Source organism: Mycobacterium heidelbergense (assembly GCF_010730745.1).
GTDB classification, from domain to species: Bacteria; Actinomycetota; Actinomycetes; order Mycobacteriales; family Mycobacteriaceae; genus Mycobacterium; species Mycobacterium heidelbergense.
The window spans coordinates 4075486-4090327 of sequence record NZ_AP022615.1 but is presented as its reverse complement, the minus strand read 5'-3'; the positions used below and the strand labels follow the sequence as shown (position 1 = coordinate 4090327).

The window sequence follows — 14842 nt, the reverse complement described above, 5'->3', positions numbered from 1 at the left end:
GTGCGGGTGCACGAGCAATGACAGGATGGTTTCGGACATCTGGTAAGCCAGGTGTCGACTTGCCCCGACCCACGAGCGATCGAGGAGTCAGAAGAGATGGCCTTCTCCGTCCAGATGCCGGCACTCGGTGAGAGCGTCACCGAGGGGACGGTCACGCGCTGGCTCAAACAGGAAGGCGACACGGTCGAACTCGATGAGCCGCTCGTCGAGGTGTCGACCGACAAGGTCGACACCGAAATCCCGTCGCCGGCCGCGGGCGTGCTGACCAAGATCATCGCCCGGGAGGACGACACCGTCGAGGTCGGCGGCGACCTGGCCGTCATCGGCGACGCCGGTGAGGAGCCTCAGGGCCGGCCCGAATCGGCCGCGCCCAGTCAGCCGGAACCGCAGGCTCAACCCGAGCCCGAGCCCGCGGCGCCGGCCCCGCAAGCGCCGGCGCCCACTGCGCCGGCTCCCACCGCTGCGCCGGCGGCTGGTTCCGGTGACGCCCAGCCGGTGCTGATGCCCGAGCTCGGCGAGTCGGTGGCCGAGGGCACCGTGACCCGCTGGCTCAAGAAGGTCGGGGATTCGGTTCAGGTCGACGAGCCGCTGGTGGAAGTGTCCACCGACAAGGTCGACACCGAGATCCCGTCGCCGGTGGCCGGCGTCCTGATCAGCATCACCGCCGACGAAGACGCCACCGTGCCGGTGGGCGGTGAGTTGGCGCGGATCGGCGTCGGTGCCGAGGCCGCCTCCGCTCCCGCGCCCACCCCCGCGCCGGCGCCCAAAGCCGAGCCGGCGCCCCCACCCAAACCCGAGCCCGCACCGGAACCCAAGGCTGAGGCGAAGCCCGAACCGGCGCCCGCGCCTGCGCCGGAGCCCCAGCCGGCCGCCGTGGAGGGCGCGCCGTACGTGACCCCGCTGGTGCGAAAGCTGGCCACCGAGAACGACATCGACCTCGCCGAGATCAAGGGCACCGGGGTGGGCGGTCGCATCCGCAAGCAGGACGTGCTCGCCGCGGCCGAAGACAAGGCCCGGCAACGGGACGCCAAGAAAGCGCCCCCCGCCGCGCCGGCTCCCACCGCCGCGCCGGTCGCGGACTCCGGCAAGGCCGCCCCCGCCCCGGCACCCGCGCTGGCGCACCTGCGCGGCACCACGCAGAAGGCCAGCCGGATCCGTCAGATCACCGCGGCCAAGACCCGCGAATCCCTGCAGGCCACGGCCCAGCTCACCCAGACCCACGAGGTCGACATGACCCGGATCGTCGGGCTGCGGGCCAGGGCCAAGGCCGCGTTCGCCGAGCGCGAGGGGGTGAACCTGACCTTCCTGCCGTTCATCGCCCGGGCCGTGATCGACGCCCTCAAGACCCATCCCAACATCAACGCCAGCTACAACGAGGACACCAAGGAGATCACCTACTACGACGCCGAGCATCTCGGCTTCGCTGTGGACACCGAACAGGGCCTGCTCTCCCCCGTCATCCACAACGCGGGCGACCTGTCGCTGGCCGGGCTGGCCCGGGCGATCGCCGACATCGCCGCGCGAGCCCGGTCCGGCAACCTCAAGCCCGACGAGCTGTCCGGTGGCACGTTCACCATCACCAACATCGGCAGCCAGGGCGCGCTGTTCGACACCCCGATCCTGGTTCCGCCGCAGGCCGCCATGTTGGGCACCGGCGCGATCGTCAAACGGCCGCGGGTGATCGTCGATGACAGCGGCAACGAGTCGATCGGGGTCCGGTCGGTGTGCTATCTGCCGCTGACCTACGACCATCGGCTGATCGACGGGGCCGACGCCGGACGTTTCCTCACCACCATCAAACACCGGCTCGAAGAGGGAGCGTTCGAGGCCGACCTAGGGCTGTGACGTGGCTCGAGCTGGTCATAAGTCCGTCATCGCGATCGCGGGTTCGTCCGGCCTGATCGGTTCCGCGCTGGCCGCGGCGCTGCGCGCGGCCGACCATCCGGTGCTGCGCATCGTGCGCCGGACGCCGTCGAATTCCGGTGAGCTGCACTGGAATCCCGACAGCGGCGAGTTCGACGCCGACTCGCTGGTCGACGTCGACGCCGTCGTCAACCTGTGCGGTGTCAACATCGGCCAGCGCCGTTGGTCGGGGGCCTTCAAGCAGAGTCTGCGCGACAGCCGCATCGCTCCCACCGAGGTGCTGGCCCACGCCGTCGCCGAGGCCGGCGTGGGGACGCTCATCAACGCCAGCGCCGTGGGGTACTACGGCAACACCAAGGATCGTGTGGTCGATGAAAACAACCGGGCCGGAACGGGTTTCCTGGCCCAGCTGTGTGAGGACTGGGAAGCCGCCACGCTGCCGGCTCAATACGCGGGCGCCCGGGTGGTGCTGGCGCGCACCGGCCTGGTGCTGGCCCGGTCCGGTGGTGCGCTGCGCCGGATGCGGCCGCTGTTCTCGTCGGGACTCGGCGCCCGGCTGGGCAGTGGCCGCCAGTACATGTCGTGGATCAGCCTCGAAGACGAGGTGCGGGCGCTGCTGTTCGCCATCTCACAACCGTCGCTGTCGGGCCCGGTCAACATGACCGGACCTGCGCCGGTCACCAACGCCGAGTTCACCACCGCGTTCGGGCGCGCGGTCAACCGCCCGACGCCGTTGACGCTGCCCGGCATCGCGGTGCGGGCCGCGCTCGGAGAGTTCGCCGACGAGGGGCTGCTCATCGGGCAGCGGGCCATCCCGTCCGCGCTCGAGCGCGCCGGTTTCCAGTTCCACCACAACACCATTGGCGAGGCGCTCGAGTATGCGACCGCCCGCCGCGACCACGACTAGGGCGCTACGGGTCGTCGTCGTCTTGGTCGTGGTGGAGGAGTTTTTCGGGGTGCCAGTAGGTGTTGGTTCTGGGTTGGCCGCGGTCGAGGTGGGCCGGCGGTATCCACTCGGTGTCGCCGTGGGTGTTTTTGCGGGTGCTCCAGCCCCCGGGTTGCACGATGTGGTGTTGGGTGGGACACCCAAAGGCCAGGTTGTTCACATCCGTGCAGCCACAGACGGCGAAGGGCTCGACGTGATGCACCTCGCAGTAATACCCGGGCACGGTGCAGCCCGGGGCGGTGCAGCCAAGGTCATTGGCGTACAACACGATCCGCTGCGCGGGCGAAGCCAACCGCTTGGTGTGATACAGCGCCAACGTTTTGCCTTTGTCGAAGATCGCCAGGTAGTGCCTGGCGTGCCGGGACAGGCGGATCACATCCGACATCGGCAGGATGCTGCCCCCACCGGTCAGACCCCGCCCGGCGGCGGCCTCGAGCTCGGCCAGCGTGGTGGTGACGATGATCGACGCGGGTAGGCCGTTGTGCTTACCGAGTTTGCCGGAGGCGAGCAGGGCGCGGTGGGCGGCCAGCAGCGCGTCGTGTTGGCGTTGCGCCGGGCTGCGGGTGTCTTTATCGATCACCTCTTGGCTGGGCGCCCCGTCCACGGTGGGGGCCTGATCGTCAGGGTTGCACATGCCGGGGGCGGCCAGCTTCGCGAACACGGCCTCCAACGTGGCCCGGGCTTCGGGGGTGAGCCAGCCGTGTAGTGCGGACATGCCGTCGGCTTCTTGTTTACCCAACGTGACACCGCGCCGCCGCGCTCTATCGCCGTCGCTATACAGGCCGTCGGGGTTCAGACAGTCGGCGAGGGTGTCGGCCAGCGCACCGAGTTGTTCGGGTCGATGCTGGGTACCCAGCCGGGCTAGGTGTTTTTCGGCGCGTTCGCGGGTCGCCGCGTCAACCCAACCGGGCAGCCGGTGGTAGAACCGGCGGATCACCGCCACCTGCGCGCCCCCCAGTTTCCCGTCACGCTGGGCGGCTGCGGTCGCGGCCAGCACCGGCGCCAACGGTTCCCCGGTCAACGCGCGGCGGGGCCCCAGATCGGCGGCCTCGTGAATGCGCCGACCCGCCTCAGCGCGGGTGATCAACGCCCACTCGGCGATCGCATGCGAGAGCGTGCCACCCAACTCCTCAGCCGTGGCCTGGCGCGCCAGATGGTTGATGGGTGCGTGTTCAAGTGCGGGCAACCGCCGGCGCACCCGTTCGCAGCGTTGCAGCCAGGCCAGCCACTCCGGAGTGGTCAGCGCTTCACAATTCAGCGCCGCCACCCGATCAACCGCGGCATCCAGGGCGTCGAAGGCAGCCGTGATCGCCTCCCGATCCACAACCCCGCTGCCAGCCATGACCCGAAACTATCGAAGCCCACCGACAAAAAACCCGGCCCAGTGACCACTGAAACCAAAGTGACGCAAGTGATTTCGAAACCGACCGACGAAGCGCCATGACAGCACAGTCGCCGAGAAGCGGGTACACGACACTACGAACCAACGCCGGCCGAGTAATCTCGCAGCCATGAGCTCCATCAGGTCGCAGTCCGCCGCGATCGATGTCCGCCAGCTGGGAACCGTCGAATACCGCACCGCGTGGCAGCTGCAGCGCGACCTGGCCGACGCCAGGGTCGCCGGCGGTCCGGACACGCTGCTGCTGCTCGAGCACCCGCCCGTCTACACCGCCGGACGCCGCACGGAGCCGCACGAACGGCCGGTGGACGGCACCCCCGGCACCCCCGGCATAGATGTCATAGACACCGACCGCGGCGGCAAGATCACCTGGCATGGCCCGGGGCAACTGGTCGGCTACCCGATCATCGGACTGGCCGAGCCGCTCGATGTGGTCAATTACGTTCGGCGCCTTGAGGAATCGCTGATGAAGGTGTGCGGCGACCTGGGCCTGGACGCCATCCGGGTCGACGGCCGCTCCGGCGTGTGGCTACCCGGCCGGCGGGCGCGCAAGGTCGCCGCGATCGGCGTGCGGGTGGCGCGGGCGACCACGCTGCACGGCTTTGCGCTCAACTGCGACTGTGCTCTGGACTCGTTCACCGCGATCGTGCCATGCGGCATCAGCGACGCCGGGGTGACGTCGCTGTCCGCCGAACTGCAGCGCACGATCACCGTCGACGACGTCCGCGCCGCCGTCGCCTCCGCCGTGTGCGACGCCCTGGACGGCCGGTTGACCCTTACCTGGCGACCGACGCCCGCCCGCGTAGCATCGACAACGTGACGGTCGCGCCCGAAGGCCGCAGGTTGCTGCGGCTGGAAGTACGGAACGCGCAGACCCCTATCGAGCGCAAGCCGCCGTGGATCAAGACGCGGGCCCGGATGGGGCCCGAGTACACCGAACTCAAGAGCCTGGTCCGCCGCGAGGGCCTGCACACGGTCTGCGAGGAGGCGGGCTGTCCCAACATCTTCGAATGCTGGGAAGACCGCGAGGCCACCTTCCTGATCGGCGGCGACCAGTGCACCCGCCGCTGCGACTTCTGCCAGATCGACACCGGAAAGCCGGCCGCGCTGGACCGCGACGAGCCCCGCCGGGTCGCCGAGAGCGTGCGCACGATGGGGCTGCGCTACGCCACGGTCACCGGCGTCGCCCGCGACGACCTGCCCGACGGCGGCGCCTGGCTGTACGCCGAGACGGTGCGCGCCATCAAGGAGCTCAACCCGTCGACCGGCGTCGAGCTGTTGATCCCCGACTTCAACGGCGTGCCCGCTCGTCTGGCCGAGGTGTTCGAGTCACGGCCGGAAGTGTTGGCGCACAACGTCGAAACCGTGCCCCGCATCTTCAAGCGGATCCGGCCCGCCTTCACCTACCGGCGCAGCCTGGACGTGCTGACCGCGGCCCGCGACTTCGGCCTGGTCACCAAGAGCAACCTCATCCTCGGCCTGGGCGAAACCCCCGGCGAGGTGCGCACCGCCCTGGCCGACCTGCGCGACGCCGGCTGCGACATCGTCACCATCACCCAGTATCTGCGGCCGTCGCCGCGCCATCACCCGGTCGACCGCTGGGTGACGCCCGAGGAGTTCGTGGGGTTCGCCCGGCACGCCGAGGGGTTGGGCTTTTCGGGCGTGCTGGCCGGGCCGCTGGTGCGATCGTCCTACCGGGCGGGGCGGCTCTACCAGCAGGCGGCGCGGAGCCGGGCCGCGGGCGCCTCGGCACCGTAGCCGACTCGCGCCTACGTATCCTTGGTGATTATGGCTAAACCCCGCACCACCGCCGAGAACAAGGCCGCCAGGGCCCAGGCGCAGGCCGCCCGCAAGTCGGCCGCGCGGGAGCGTCGCGCCCAGTTGTGGCAGGCGTTCAACATCCAGCGCCAGGAGGACAAGCGCCTGCTGCCGTACATGATCGGCGCCTTCGCGCTGATCGTGGGCGCCTCGGTGGCCGTCGGGGTGTGGGCCGGCGGGTTCACCATGATCACGATCATCCCGCTCGGCGTGCTGCTGGGCGGCTTGGTGACGTTCATCATCTTCAGCCGCCGAGCCCAGCGATCGATTTTCACCAAGGCCGAGGGGCAGACCGGCGCCGCGGCCTGGGTGCTGGACAACCTGCGCGGCAAATGGCGGGTGACCCCCGGCGTCGCCGCGACCGGCCACTTCGACGCGGTGCATCGGGTGTTCGGCCGCCCCGGCGTCATCTTGGTCGGCGAGGGATCGGCGGCCCGGGTCAAACCGCTGCTGGCGCAGGAGAAGAAGCGCACCGCCCGGCTGGTCGGCGACGTGCCAATCTACGACATCGTCGTCGGCAACGGCGACGGCGAGGTCCCGCTGGCCAAGTTGGAGCGCCACCTCACCCGGCTGCCGGCCAACATCAACGCCAAGCAGATGGACACGCTGGAGTCGCGGTTGGCCGCGCTGGGATCGCGGGCCGGTGCCGGTGTCATGCCGAAGGGACCGCTCCCCAACGCCGGCAAGATGCGCGGCGTGCAGCGCACCGTGCGCCGCAAGTAGCCGTAGCGGGTCGCCGCCATCGCATTCAGCGCCGCACCACCGCCGTCCCCGTCAGCCGATCGTGCAGGCCGCGGCCGTCGGCGTCGGTAAACAGTGCCGGGATGACCGTCGCGACCAGCAGTCCCCGCACCGCCAACCGGCCAACCCCGACCGGCAGCCGTCCGTCCACGGCCGCCACCTGCAGACCCAGCGCCAGCTGCCCCGGTGTGAAGCTGAACAGCCGCACCGCCACCAGGCCGAGCGCGAACCAGATGACCAACACCGCCGTCGACAACATCCGTTCGGAGAAGACGCCGAACGCCATGGCCAGCGCCGCCAGGCCGTAGGCGATCAGCCAGTCGATCATCAGCGCGGCCAGCCGGCGGCCCATCGACGCCAGCGACCCCGGCCCGCTCTGCGGCAAGCCGAGCCTCTCGCCGGGGTAGGTCGAGGGCGATTCCGGCGTCACCGGCCGGCGCCTCGGTTCGACTCCCACGCCGGGCGCGCAACGGTGCGCAGGCGCGCCGCACCGGATACGATCTTGCGGTCCATCGGCCCCACAATAGAACCCGCCAGCAACCCGGACCTCGTGCGGGACGCACGGTCACGTAACCTCCGTGCAACATCGGGTTGACTGGCAGGCAACATCAGCTCCATAGCGTCAGGCCCGCGGATCACCAAGTAAAGGAGCATTCTGTGACGGAAATGACGCCCGACGACGTCTTCAAACTCGCCAAGGACGAAGACGTCGAGTTTGTCGACGTCCGGTTCTGTGACCTGCCAGGCATCATGCAGCACTTCACGATTCCGATTTCGTTCTTCGACGAAAGCGTTTTCGAGGACGGGTTGGCCTTCGACGGCTCGTCGATCCGCGGATTCCAGTCGATCCACGAATCGGACATGCTGCTCCTCCCCGATCCCGCGACCGCGCAGATCGACCTGTTCCGCGAAGCCAAGACGCTGAACCTGAACTTCTTCGTGCACGACCCGTTCACCCTCGAGCCGTACTCGCGCGACCCCCGCAACATCGCGCGGAAGGCCGAGAACTATCTGATCAGCACCGGGGTCGCCGACACCGCCTACTTCGGCGCCGAGGCCGAGTTCTACATCTTCGACTCGGTGAGCTTCGACTCGCGCACCAACGGCTCGTTCTACGAGGTGGACGCGATCTCGGGGTGGTGGAACACCGGCGAGCCGACCGAGAGCGACGGCAGCCCCAACCGTGGGTACAAGGTCCGCCCCAAGGGCGGATACTTCCCGGTTGCCCCCGTCGACCACTACGTCGACCTGCGCGACAAGATGCTGACCAACCTGATCAAGTCCGGCTTCAGCCTGGAGAAGGGCCACCACGAGGTGGGCACCGGCGGGCAGGCCGAGATCAACTACAAGTTCAACACGCTGCTGCACGCGGCCGACGACATGCAGCTGTACAAGTACATCGTCAAGAACACCGCCTGGCAGAACGGCAAGACCGTCACGTTCATGCCCAAGCCGCTGTTCGGCGACAACGGCTCCGGGATGCACACCCACCAGTCGCTGTGGAAGGACGGCGCCCCGTTGATGTACGACGAGACGGGTTACGCCGGGCTTTCGGACACCGCCCGGCACTACATCGGCGGCCTGCTGCACCACGCGCCGTCGCTGCTGGCCTTCACCAACCCGACGGTGAACTCCTACAAGCGGTTGGTTCCCGGCTTCGAGGCCCCGATCAACCTGGTGTATAGCCAACGCAACCGTTCGGCGTGTGTACGTATCCCCATCACCGGCAGCAACCCGAAGGCCAAGCGGCTGGAGTTCCGTTGCCCCGACTCCTCGGGCAACCCGTACCTGGCGTTCTCCGCCATGCTGATGGCCGGCCTGGACGGCATCAGGAACAAGATCGAGCCGCAGGCGCCGGTCGATAAGGACCTCTACGAGCTGCCGCCCGAGGAGGCCGCGAACATCCCGCAGGCGCCGGTTCAGCTGTCCGCAGTGATCGACCGTCTGGAAGAGGACCACGAATACCTCACCGAGGGAGGCGTTTTCACGCCCGACCTGATCGAGACGTGGATCAGCTTCAAGCGCGAGAACGAGATCCTGCCGGTCCAGATCCGCCCGCACCCCTACGAATTCGCGCTGTACTACGACGTATAAGCGACACAGTCGCTGTTAGGGACTTTGACTCTGCGCCCACCAGGCTCTCTACTCGCACTTTTGCCTGGTGGCCGCAGAGTCAACCCAACTAGCCCAGCCCCAAGTCCTTCCGGAAGCGTTGCATGCCGTCGATCTTGTCGGAAAGCGTGGCATCGGGCCCGGTATAGAACATCCATGGCGCGGTGATGATGCCGGTGATGCCGGCATCTTCGGCGCGCTGGTAATCGGCGGTGGTGAAGGCGTCGGTCAGCGGCGTCAGGGTAGTGAAATTGTCCATCGAGAGACCGTTTTCGGCCCGCAGCTCCCGCAACCGGCCCACCGTCTCGATGGCGCGATCGGTCTTGATCAGGTCACCGATCCAGCCGTCACACCGGGCGGCCCGGCGTAGCGCGGCGTCGCTGAGGCCGCCGACGTAGATGGGTATCGGCGGTGGGGTCGGCTGCATCTCCAGCCGCGGTGCCCGGTAGAAGTCGCCGTCGAACTCCGTCCAGCCCGGCGCCCACAGCGCCCGCATCAACTCGATGATCTCGTCGGTGCGCTTGCCGCGGGCGTCGAACTTCTCGCCCATCAGGGCGAACTCCTCTCTACACCAGCCCACGCCGATTCCCAGCTCCACCCGGCCCGACGCCAAAACCGCCGCGGTGCCAATGGCTTTGGCCGCCGAGTAGGGATTGCGCATCGCGGGGACGTAGACGGTGTTGACGAACCTCAGTCGGGTGGTGACCTGGGCCAGCGCACCGACGAGAACCCAGGGGTCGGGCCAGTCGGTGAAAGGCTGCCAGCGCCGTTGCCCATCCTTGGTGTACGGGTACGGGGTGTCCAGGGTCTCCAGGTTGACGACGTGGTCCGGGATGCCGATCCCGTCGTAGCCCAGCTCGTCGGCCGCCCTGGCGATCTCGACGATCTCGCGGGTGTCCAGAAAGGCGCTGCTGACGTAGAACTTCATTCGGCTTCCCGCGCCCACGCCGGCATGATGAAGACCCCTTCGGCCTCCACCGTCACCCCCGCGGCATCCGAAATATTGCCCCGCGCATAGGCTTTGACACCCTCGCTGCGCGAGACGAATGCCTCGGAGCGCAGCGGGCCCAGCGGCGTGCCGCGCAGGTACTTGATCGAGATCGTTCCGGTGAACAGCGGCTTGGTCAGGCCCTGGCTGGCCGCCTCCCCGAGCATGTGGTCGAGCACCAGCGCGCACATGCCGCCGTGCACCAGGCCCGGCGGCCCCTCGTAGGCGGTGCCCAGAACGAACTCGCTCCAGCACCGGCCGTCCGCCTCGTGATGGACCACCAACGGCGGCGCGATCGGGTTGCACTGGCCGGTCGCGGCGTTGCCCAGCGGCAGCGGGCGGCCGTCGATGCGGTAACTCACGGCGGGTGGGCGGGTCCGTTGGCTCAGCAGCGATCGGGTCACCGCCTCGATCGCGACCCGCGCCTGCGCGATGACGTCGTCGTCGGCGTGGGTCCGGACGGTGGCGTCGATCAGCTCCCGAACGGCCTCGGTCAACGGCGCATAGGTCGCCGTGACCCGGTCAAGTTCCTCTTCGCTCAAGACCTCAAACGTGGCTTCCAACGATCCCGCCTTTCGACTCAACTCCCAAAAACCTTGCGCACCACGGCTTTTGCCCGGCGCGTCACCCGCAGGTAGTTATCCAGGAACTCGCTGCCATCGTCGGTGGGCCAGCCGGCGGCCACCGCGACCGCGTTGAGCTGGCGCCCGGGCCCCGGCAGCTGGTCGGTGGGCTTGCCGCGGACCAGCACCAGCGCGTTGCGGGCCCGGGTGGCGGTCAGCCAGGCCTGCCGCAGCAGGTCGACCTCATCCGCGGGCACCAGATCGGCCGCGGCGATCGCGTCCAACGACTCCAGCGTCGAGGTGTTGTGCAGCGCCGGAATCTCGTGGGCGTGCCTCAGCTGCATGAGCTGCACGGTCCACTCGATGTCGGCCAGCCCGCCGCGCCCCAGCTTGGTGTGGGTGTTGGGGTCGGCGCCGCGCGGCAGCCGTTCGGACTCCACCCGGGCCTTGATGCGGCGGATCTCCCGCACGGCCTCGGCCGACACCCCGTCGGGCGGATAGCGCGTCTTGTCGGCCATCAGCAGGAACCGCTGCCCCAGCTCGACGTCGCCGGCCACGGCGTGCGCGCGCAGCAGGGCCTGGATCTCCCACGGCTGCGCCCACTGCTCGTAGTAGGCGGCATAGGACGCCAGCGTGCGGACCAGCGGGCCGTTGCGGCCCTCGGGCCGCAGGTTGGCGTCGACGTCCAGCGGCGGGTCGACGCTGGGGGTGCCCAGCAGGGTCCTTATCTGCTCGGCGACCGACGTCGACCACCGCACCGCCTGCGAGTCCTCGACACCGCCGGCCGGCTCGCAGACGAACATCACGTCGGCATCGGAACCGTAGCCGAGCTCGGCGCCGCCCAGCCGACCCATCCCGATGACCGCGATGGCCGCCGGCGCCCGAGAGCCGTCGCCGGGGAGGTTGGCCCGGACCATCGCGTCCAGAGCGGCCTGCAGCACGGCCACCCACACCGACGTGAGCGCCTTGCACACGTCCCTGACCTCGAGCAGGCCGAGCAGGTCGGCGGAGCCGATGCGGGCCAGCTCCCGACGGCGCAGCGTCCGCGCGGCGGCGATGGCCCGCACCGGGTCGGCGTGCCGGGCGGCCGACGCGATCAGCGCGCGGGCCACGGCGTCGGGCTCGGTCTCGAGCAGTCTCGGGCCGGCCGGCCCGTCGCCGTAATCCTGAATGACCCTGGGCGCGCGCATCAACAGGTCCGGCACGTAGGCGGACGTGCCCAGCACGTGCATGAGCCGCTTGGCCACCGCGGGCTTGTCCCGCAGCGTGGACAGGTACCAGCTCTCCCCCGCCAGCGCCTCGGACAGGCGCCGGTAGGCCAACAGCCCGCCGTCGGGGTCGGGCGCGTACGACATCCAGTTCAGCAGCCGCGGCAGCAGCACCGACTGCACCCGGCCGCGCCGCCCGCTCTGGTTGACCAGCGCCGACATGTGCTTCAGCGCCGTCTGCGGCCCCTCGTAGCCCAGCGCGCCCAGCTGCCGCTCCGCGGCCTCCGAGGTCATGCCGTGCGAGATCTCCAGGCCGGCCGGGCCGATCGACTCCAGCAGGGGTTGGTAGAAGAGCTTCGCGTGCAGCTGGGACACCCGCAGGTTTTGGTGTCGGAGCTCCTCGCGCAGCACCCCCGCCGCGTCGTGCCGGCCGTCGGGCCGGATGTGGGCGGCCCGCGCCAGCCAGCGCACCGCCTCCTCGTCGTCGGCCTCGGGCAGCAGGTGGGTGCGCTTGAGGCGCTGCAGCTGCAATCGGTGCTCGAGCAACCGGAGGAACTCGTAGGAGGCCGTGAGGTTCGCGGTGTCCTCGCGCCCGATGTAGCCGCCCTGGCCCAGCGCGGCCAGCGCATCGACGGTGGACGCCACGTGCAGCGACGCGTCGCCGCGGCCGTGCACCAGCTGCAGCAGCTGCACCGCGAACTCCACGTCGCGCAACCCGCCGCTGCCGAGTTTGATCTCGCGGCCGCGGACGTCGGCGGGCACCAGCTGCTCCACCCGGCGCCGCATTGCCTGCACCTCGACCACGAAATCCTCGCGCTCGCAGGCGACCCAGACCATGGGCAGCAACGCGGCCAGGTAGCGCTCACCGAGTTCAGCGTCGCCGACCGCCGCGCGGGCCTTCAGCAACGCCTGGAACTCCCACGTCTTGGCCCAGCGCTGGTAGTAGGCGACGTGCGACTCGACGGTGCGGACCAGCTCGCCGCTGCGTCCCTCCGGCCGCAGCCCCGCATCCACCTGGAAGAACGCCGCCGACGCCACCCGCATCATCTCGCTGGCCACCCGGGCGCTGGCCGCATCGGCGTGCTCGGCGACGAAGATGACGTCGACGTCGCTGACGTAATTCAGTTCGCGGGCACCGCATTTGCCCATCGCGATGACCGCCAGCCGCGGTGGCGTGCGGTCGCCGCACACGGTCGCCTCGGCCACCCGCATCGCGGCCGCCAGCGCGGCGTCCGCGATGTCCGACAGGTGGGCGCCCACCACGGTGAACGGCAGCACCGGCTCGTCCTCGACCGTCGCGGCCAGGTCGAGCGCGGCCAGCACCAGCAGGTGGTCCCGGTAGAGGGTGCGCAATCGCGGCACCGCCGCATCCAACGCCGACACCTCGTCGACGCACTCGGTGAACGCCCCGCGCAGCCGGTCACTCGAGGGCAATTTCACGTTGCCCCGCAACAGCTTCCAGGATTGCGGATGCACGGCCAGGTGGTCCCCGAGGGCCAGCGACGAGCCCAGCACCGCGAACAGCCGCCCGCGCAGGCCGTGCTCGGCGAGCAGCGCGGCGTCGAGCTCATCCCATTCGGCGTTCGGGTTCTCCGACAGCCGGATCAGCGCCCGCAGCGCGGCGTCGGGGTCCGGTGCGCGCGACAGCGACCACAACCGGTCGATGTATGCCTGGTCGTCGTGGTCATACCAACCCAGTTGCGTCAGCCGCTCACCGGCCGCGGGATCGACCAACCCGAGCCGCCCGACGCTGGGCAGCCTGGAGCGTTCCGTCACGGGTTTGGTCACGCCCAAAACGGTAGCGCAACCCGCCGACCGCTTAGACCGCGCTACAGCGACAGGTAGGTGCTCAGCTCGTAGGGCGTGACGTGGCTGCGGTAGTTCGCCCACTCCGTGCGCTTATTGCGCAGGAAGAAGTCAAACACGTGCTCCCCCAACGTTTCCGCCACGAGCTCGGAGGACTCCATGGCCCGCAGCGCGCTGTCGAGGCTGGTGGGCAGCTCGCGATAGCCCATGGTGAGGCGCTCCTCGGGGGTGAGGTCCCACACGTTGTCCTCGGCCTGCGGCCCCAGCACGTAGCCCTTCTCCACCCCGCGCAGCCCGGCGGCCAGCAGCACGGCGAAGGCCAGATACGGGTTGCACGCCGAGTCGGGGCTGCGCACCTCGATACGCCGCGACGACGTCTTGTGCGGCGTGTACATCGGGACCCGCACCAAAGCCGACCGGTTGGCCGCCCCCCACGACGCCGCGGTGGGCGCCTCGCCGCCGACCACCAGCCGCTTGTAGGAGTTGACCCATTGGTTGGTGACCGCGCTGATCTCGGAGGCGTGCTCCAGGATCCCGGCAATGAAGGACTTGCCCACGTCCGAGAGCTGCAGCGGGTCGTCGGCGCTGTGGAAGGCGTTGACGTCGCCCTCGAACAGGCTCATGTGGGTGTGCATCGCCGAGCCGGGGTGTTCCGCGAACGGCTTGGGCATGAACGTCGCCCGGGCGCCGTTCTCGATCGCGACTTCCTTAATGACGTAGCGGAACGTCATCACGTTGTCGGCCATCGACAGCGCGTCGGCGAAGCGCAGGTCGATCTCCTGCTGGCCGGGCGCGCCCTCGTGGTGGCTGAACTCGACCGAGATGCCCATGAATTCGAGGGACTCGATCGCGTGCCGGCGGAAGTTCGACGCGGAGTCGTGCACCGCCTGGTCGAAGTAGCCGGCGGTGTCGACGGGCACGGGCCGTGACCCGTCGAGGGATCCGGGCTCCAGCAGGAAGAACTCGATCTCGGGATGCACGTAGCAGGAGAAGCCGAGGTCGTTGGCCTTCTGCAGCTGGCGTCGCAGCACGTGCCGGGGGTCCGCCCACGACGGCGAGCCGTCGGGCATGGTGATGTCGCAGAACATCCGCGCCGAGTGGTGGTGGCCGGAGCTGGTGGCCCAGGGCAGCACCTGGAAGGTCGACGGATCGGGGTTGGCCACGGTGTCGGATTCCGAGACCCGCGCGAAGCCCTCGATCGAGGAACCGTCGAACCCGATGCCCTCTTCGAAGGCGCCTTCGAGCTCGGCCGGGGCGATCGCGACCGACTTCAGGTAGCCGAGCACATCGGTGAACCAGAGCCGAACGAACCGGATGTCTCGCTCCTCCAGCGTGCGGAGGACGAATTCCTTCTGTCGATCCATAACCCGAACAGTAGGCAACCGCTGTTAATTCTGT

12 protein-coding genes are annotated in these 14842 nt (G+C 69.2%); 6 read left to right on the top strand and 6 right to left on the bottom strand.

From position 1 onward, the window contains the following. Positions 1 to 96: 96 nt before the first annotated feature. Complete coding sequence (gene sucB / locus G6N25_RS19145) at positions 97 to 1845, top strand: 2-oxoglutarate dehydrogenase, E2 component, dihydrolipoamide succinyltransferase (RefSeq protein WP_163672485.1); 1749 nt, start codon at positions 97 to 99, stop codon at positions 1843 to 1845. A gap of 1 nt (position 1846) precedes the next feature. Further along, positions 1847 to 2770 (top strand): TIGR01777 family oxidoreductase, encoded by a 924-nt coding sequence (locus G6N25_RS19140; protein ID WP_083077510.1) that lies wholly within the window; start codon positions 1847 to 1849, stop codon positions 2768 to 2770. Positions 2771 to 2774: 4 nt separating this feature from the next. Here the strand turns inward: G6N25_RS19140 and G6N25_RS19135 are convergent, their stop codons facing one another. Then, a complete protein-coding gene (locus G6N25_RS19135) occupies positions 2775 to 4151 on the bottom strand; it encodes an HNH endonuclease signature motif containing protein (protein ID WP_083077509.1) in 1377 nt (458 codons plus the stop codon). Between the two features lie 169 nt (positions 4152 to 4320). Between G6N25_RS19135 and lipB the strand changes: the two genes are divergently transcribed. Genes lipB through G6N25_RS19120 form a run of 3 tightly spaced genes read left to right on the top strand, consistent with a single transcriptional unit; the run spans position 4321 to position 6749 of the window. Further along, on the top strand, positions 4321 to 5028 hold the full coding sequence (gene lipB, locus G6N25_RS19130) for a lipoyl(octanoyl) transferase LipB (protein WP_083077507.1): 708 nt from the start codon (positions 4321 to 4323) through the stop codon (positions 5026 to 5028). Next, on the top strand, positions 5025 to 5966 hold the full coding sequence (lipA, locus tag G6N25_RS19125) for a lipoyl synthase (protein ID WP_083077506.1): 942 nt from the start codon (positions 5025 to 5027) through the stop codon (positions 5964 to 5966). Before lipB ends, lipA begins: the two co-directional genes overlap by 4 nt. Positions 5967 to 5996: 30 nt before the next feature. Next, a complete protein-coding gene (locus G6N25_RS19120) occupies positions 5997 to 6749 on the top strand; it encodes a DUF4191 domain-containing protein (RefSeq protein WP_083077504.1) in 753 nt (250 codons plus the stop codon). A 25-nt stretch (positions 6750 to 6774) separates the two neighbouring features. On the opposite strand, the gene G6N25_RS19115 is transcribed toward G6N25_RS19120, so the two are convergent. Then, positions 6775 to 7197 (bottom strand): RDD family protein, encoded by a 423-nt coding sequence (locus G6N25_RS19115; RefSeq protein ID WP_083077503.1) that lies wholly within the window; start codon positions 7195 to 7197, stop codon positions 6775 to 6777. 227 nt (positions 7198 to 7424) lie between these two features. On the opposite strand from G6N25_RS19115, the gene glnA (G6N25_RS19110) reads away from it, so the two are divergent. Continuing rightward, complete coding sequence (glnA, locus tag G6N25_RS19110; RefSeq protein ID WP_083077501.1) at positions 7425 to 8861, top strand: type I glutamate--ammonia ligase; 1437 nt, start codon at positions 7425 to 7427, stop codon at positions 8859 to 8861. A gap of 88 nt (positions 8862 to 8949) precedes the next feature. Here the strand turns inward: glnA (G6N25_RS19110) and G6N25_RS19105 are convergent, their stop codons facing one another. The 4 genes from G6N25_RS19105 to glnA (G6N25_RS19090) are packed head-to-tail and all read right to left on the bottom strand — an operon-like array spanning position 8950 to position 14808. Beyond that, the gene (locus G6N25_RS19105) at positions 8950 to 9807 is read right to left on the bottom strand and encodes a TIGR03619 family F420-dependent LLM class oxidoreductase (RefSeq protein ID WP_083077500.1); all 858 of its coding nucleotides are present in this window, start codon (positions 9805 to 9807) and stop codon (positions 8950 to 8952) included. Then, positions 9804 to 10451: a PaaI family thioesterase gene (locus G6N25_RS19100; RefSeq protein ID WP_083077498.1), complete on the bottom strand. Its 648-nt coding sequence runs from the start codon at positions 10449 to 10451 to the stop codon at positions 9804 to 9806. The genes G6N25_RS19105 and G6N25_RS19100 overlap by 4 nt, the downstream gene beginning before the upstream one ends. Further along, entirely contained in the window at positions 10448 to 13432 is a 2985-nt protein-coding gene (locus tag G6N25_RS19095) for a bifunctional [glutamine synthetase] adenylyltransferase/[glutamine synthetase]-adenylyl-L-tyrosine phosphorylase (protein WP_083077497.1), read from the bottom strand. Before G6N25_RS19095 ends, G6N25_RS19100 begins: the two co-directional genes overlap by 4 nt. A gap of 35 nt (positions 13433 to 13467) precedes the next feature. Continuing rightward, positions 13468 to 14808: a type I glutamate--ammonia ligase gene (glnA, locus tag G6N25_RS19090; RefSeq protein WP_083077495.1), complete on the bottom strand. Its 1341-nt coding sequence runs from the start codon at positions 14806 to 14808 to the stop codon at positions 13468 to 13470. Positions 14809 to 14842: the final 34 nt, after the last annotated feature.

Bases quoted from the DNA above. Each gene is read 5' to 3' on its own strand.
- G6N25_RS19135 (WP_083077509.1), bottom strand. From the start codon at position 4,151: ATGGCTGGCAGCGGGGTTGTGGATCGGGAGGCGATCACGGCTGCCTTC.
- G6N25_RS19105 (WP_083077500.1), bottom strand. From the start codon at position 9,807: ATGAAGTTCTACGTCAGCAGCGCCTTTCTGGACACCCGCGAGATCGTC.
- lipB (WP_083077507.1), top strand. From the start codon at position 4,321: ATGAGCTCCATCAGGTCGCAGTCCGCCGCGATCGATGTCCGCCAGCTG.
- glnA (WP_083077495.1), bottom strand. From the start codon at position 14,808: ATGGATCGACAGAAGGAATTCGTCCTCCGCACGCTGGAGGAGCGAGAC.
- G6N25_RS19120 (WP_083077504.1), top strand. From the start codon at position 5,997: ATGGCTAAACCCCGCACCACCGCCGAGAACAAGGCCGCCAGGGCCCAG.
- sucB (WP_163672485.1), top strand. From the start codon at position 97: ATGGCCTTCTCCGTCCAGATGCCGGCACTCGGTGAGAGCGTCACCGAG.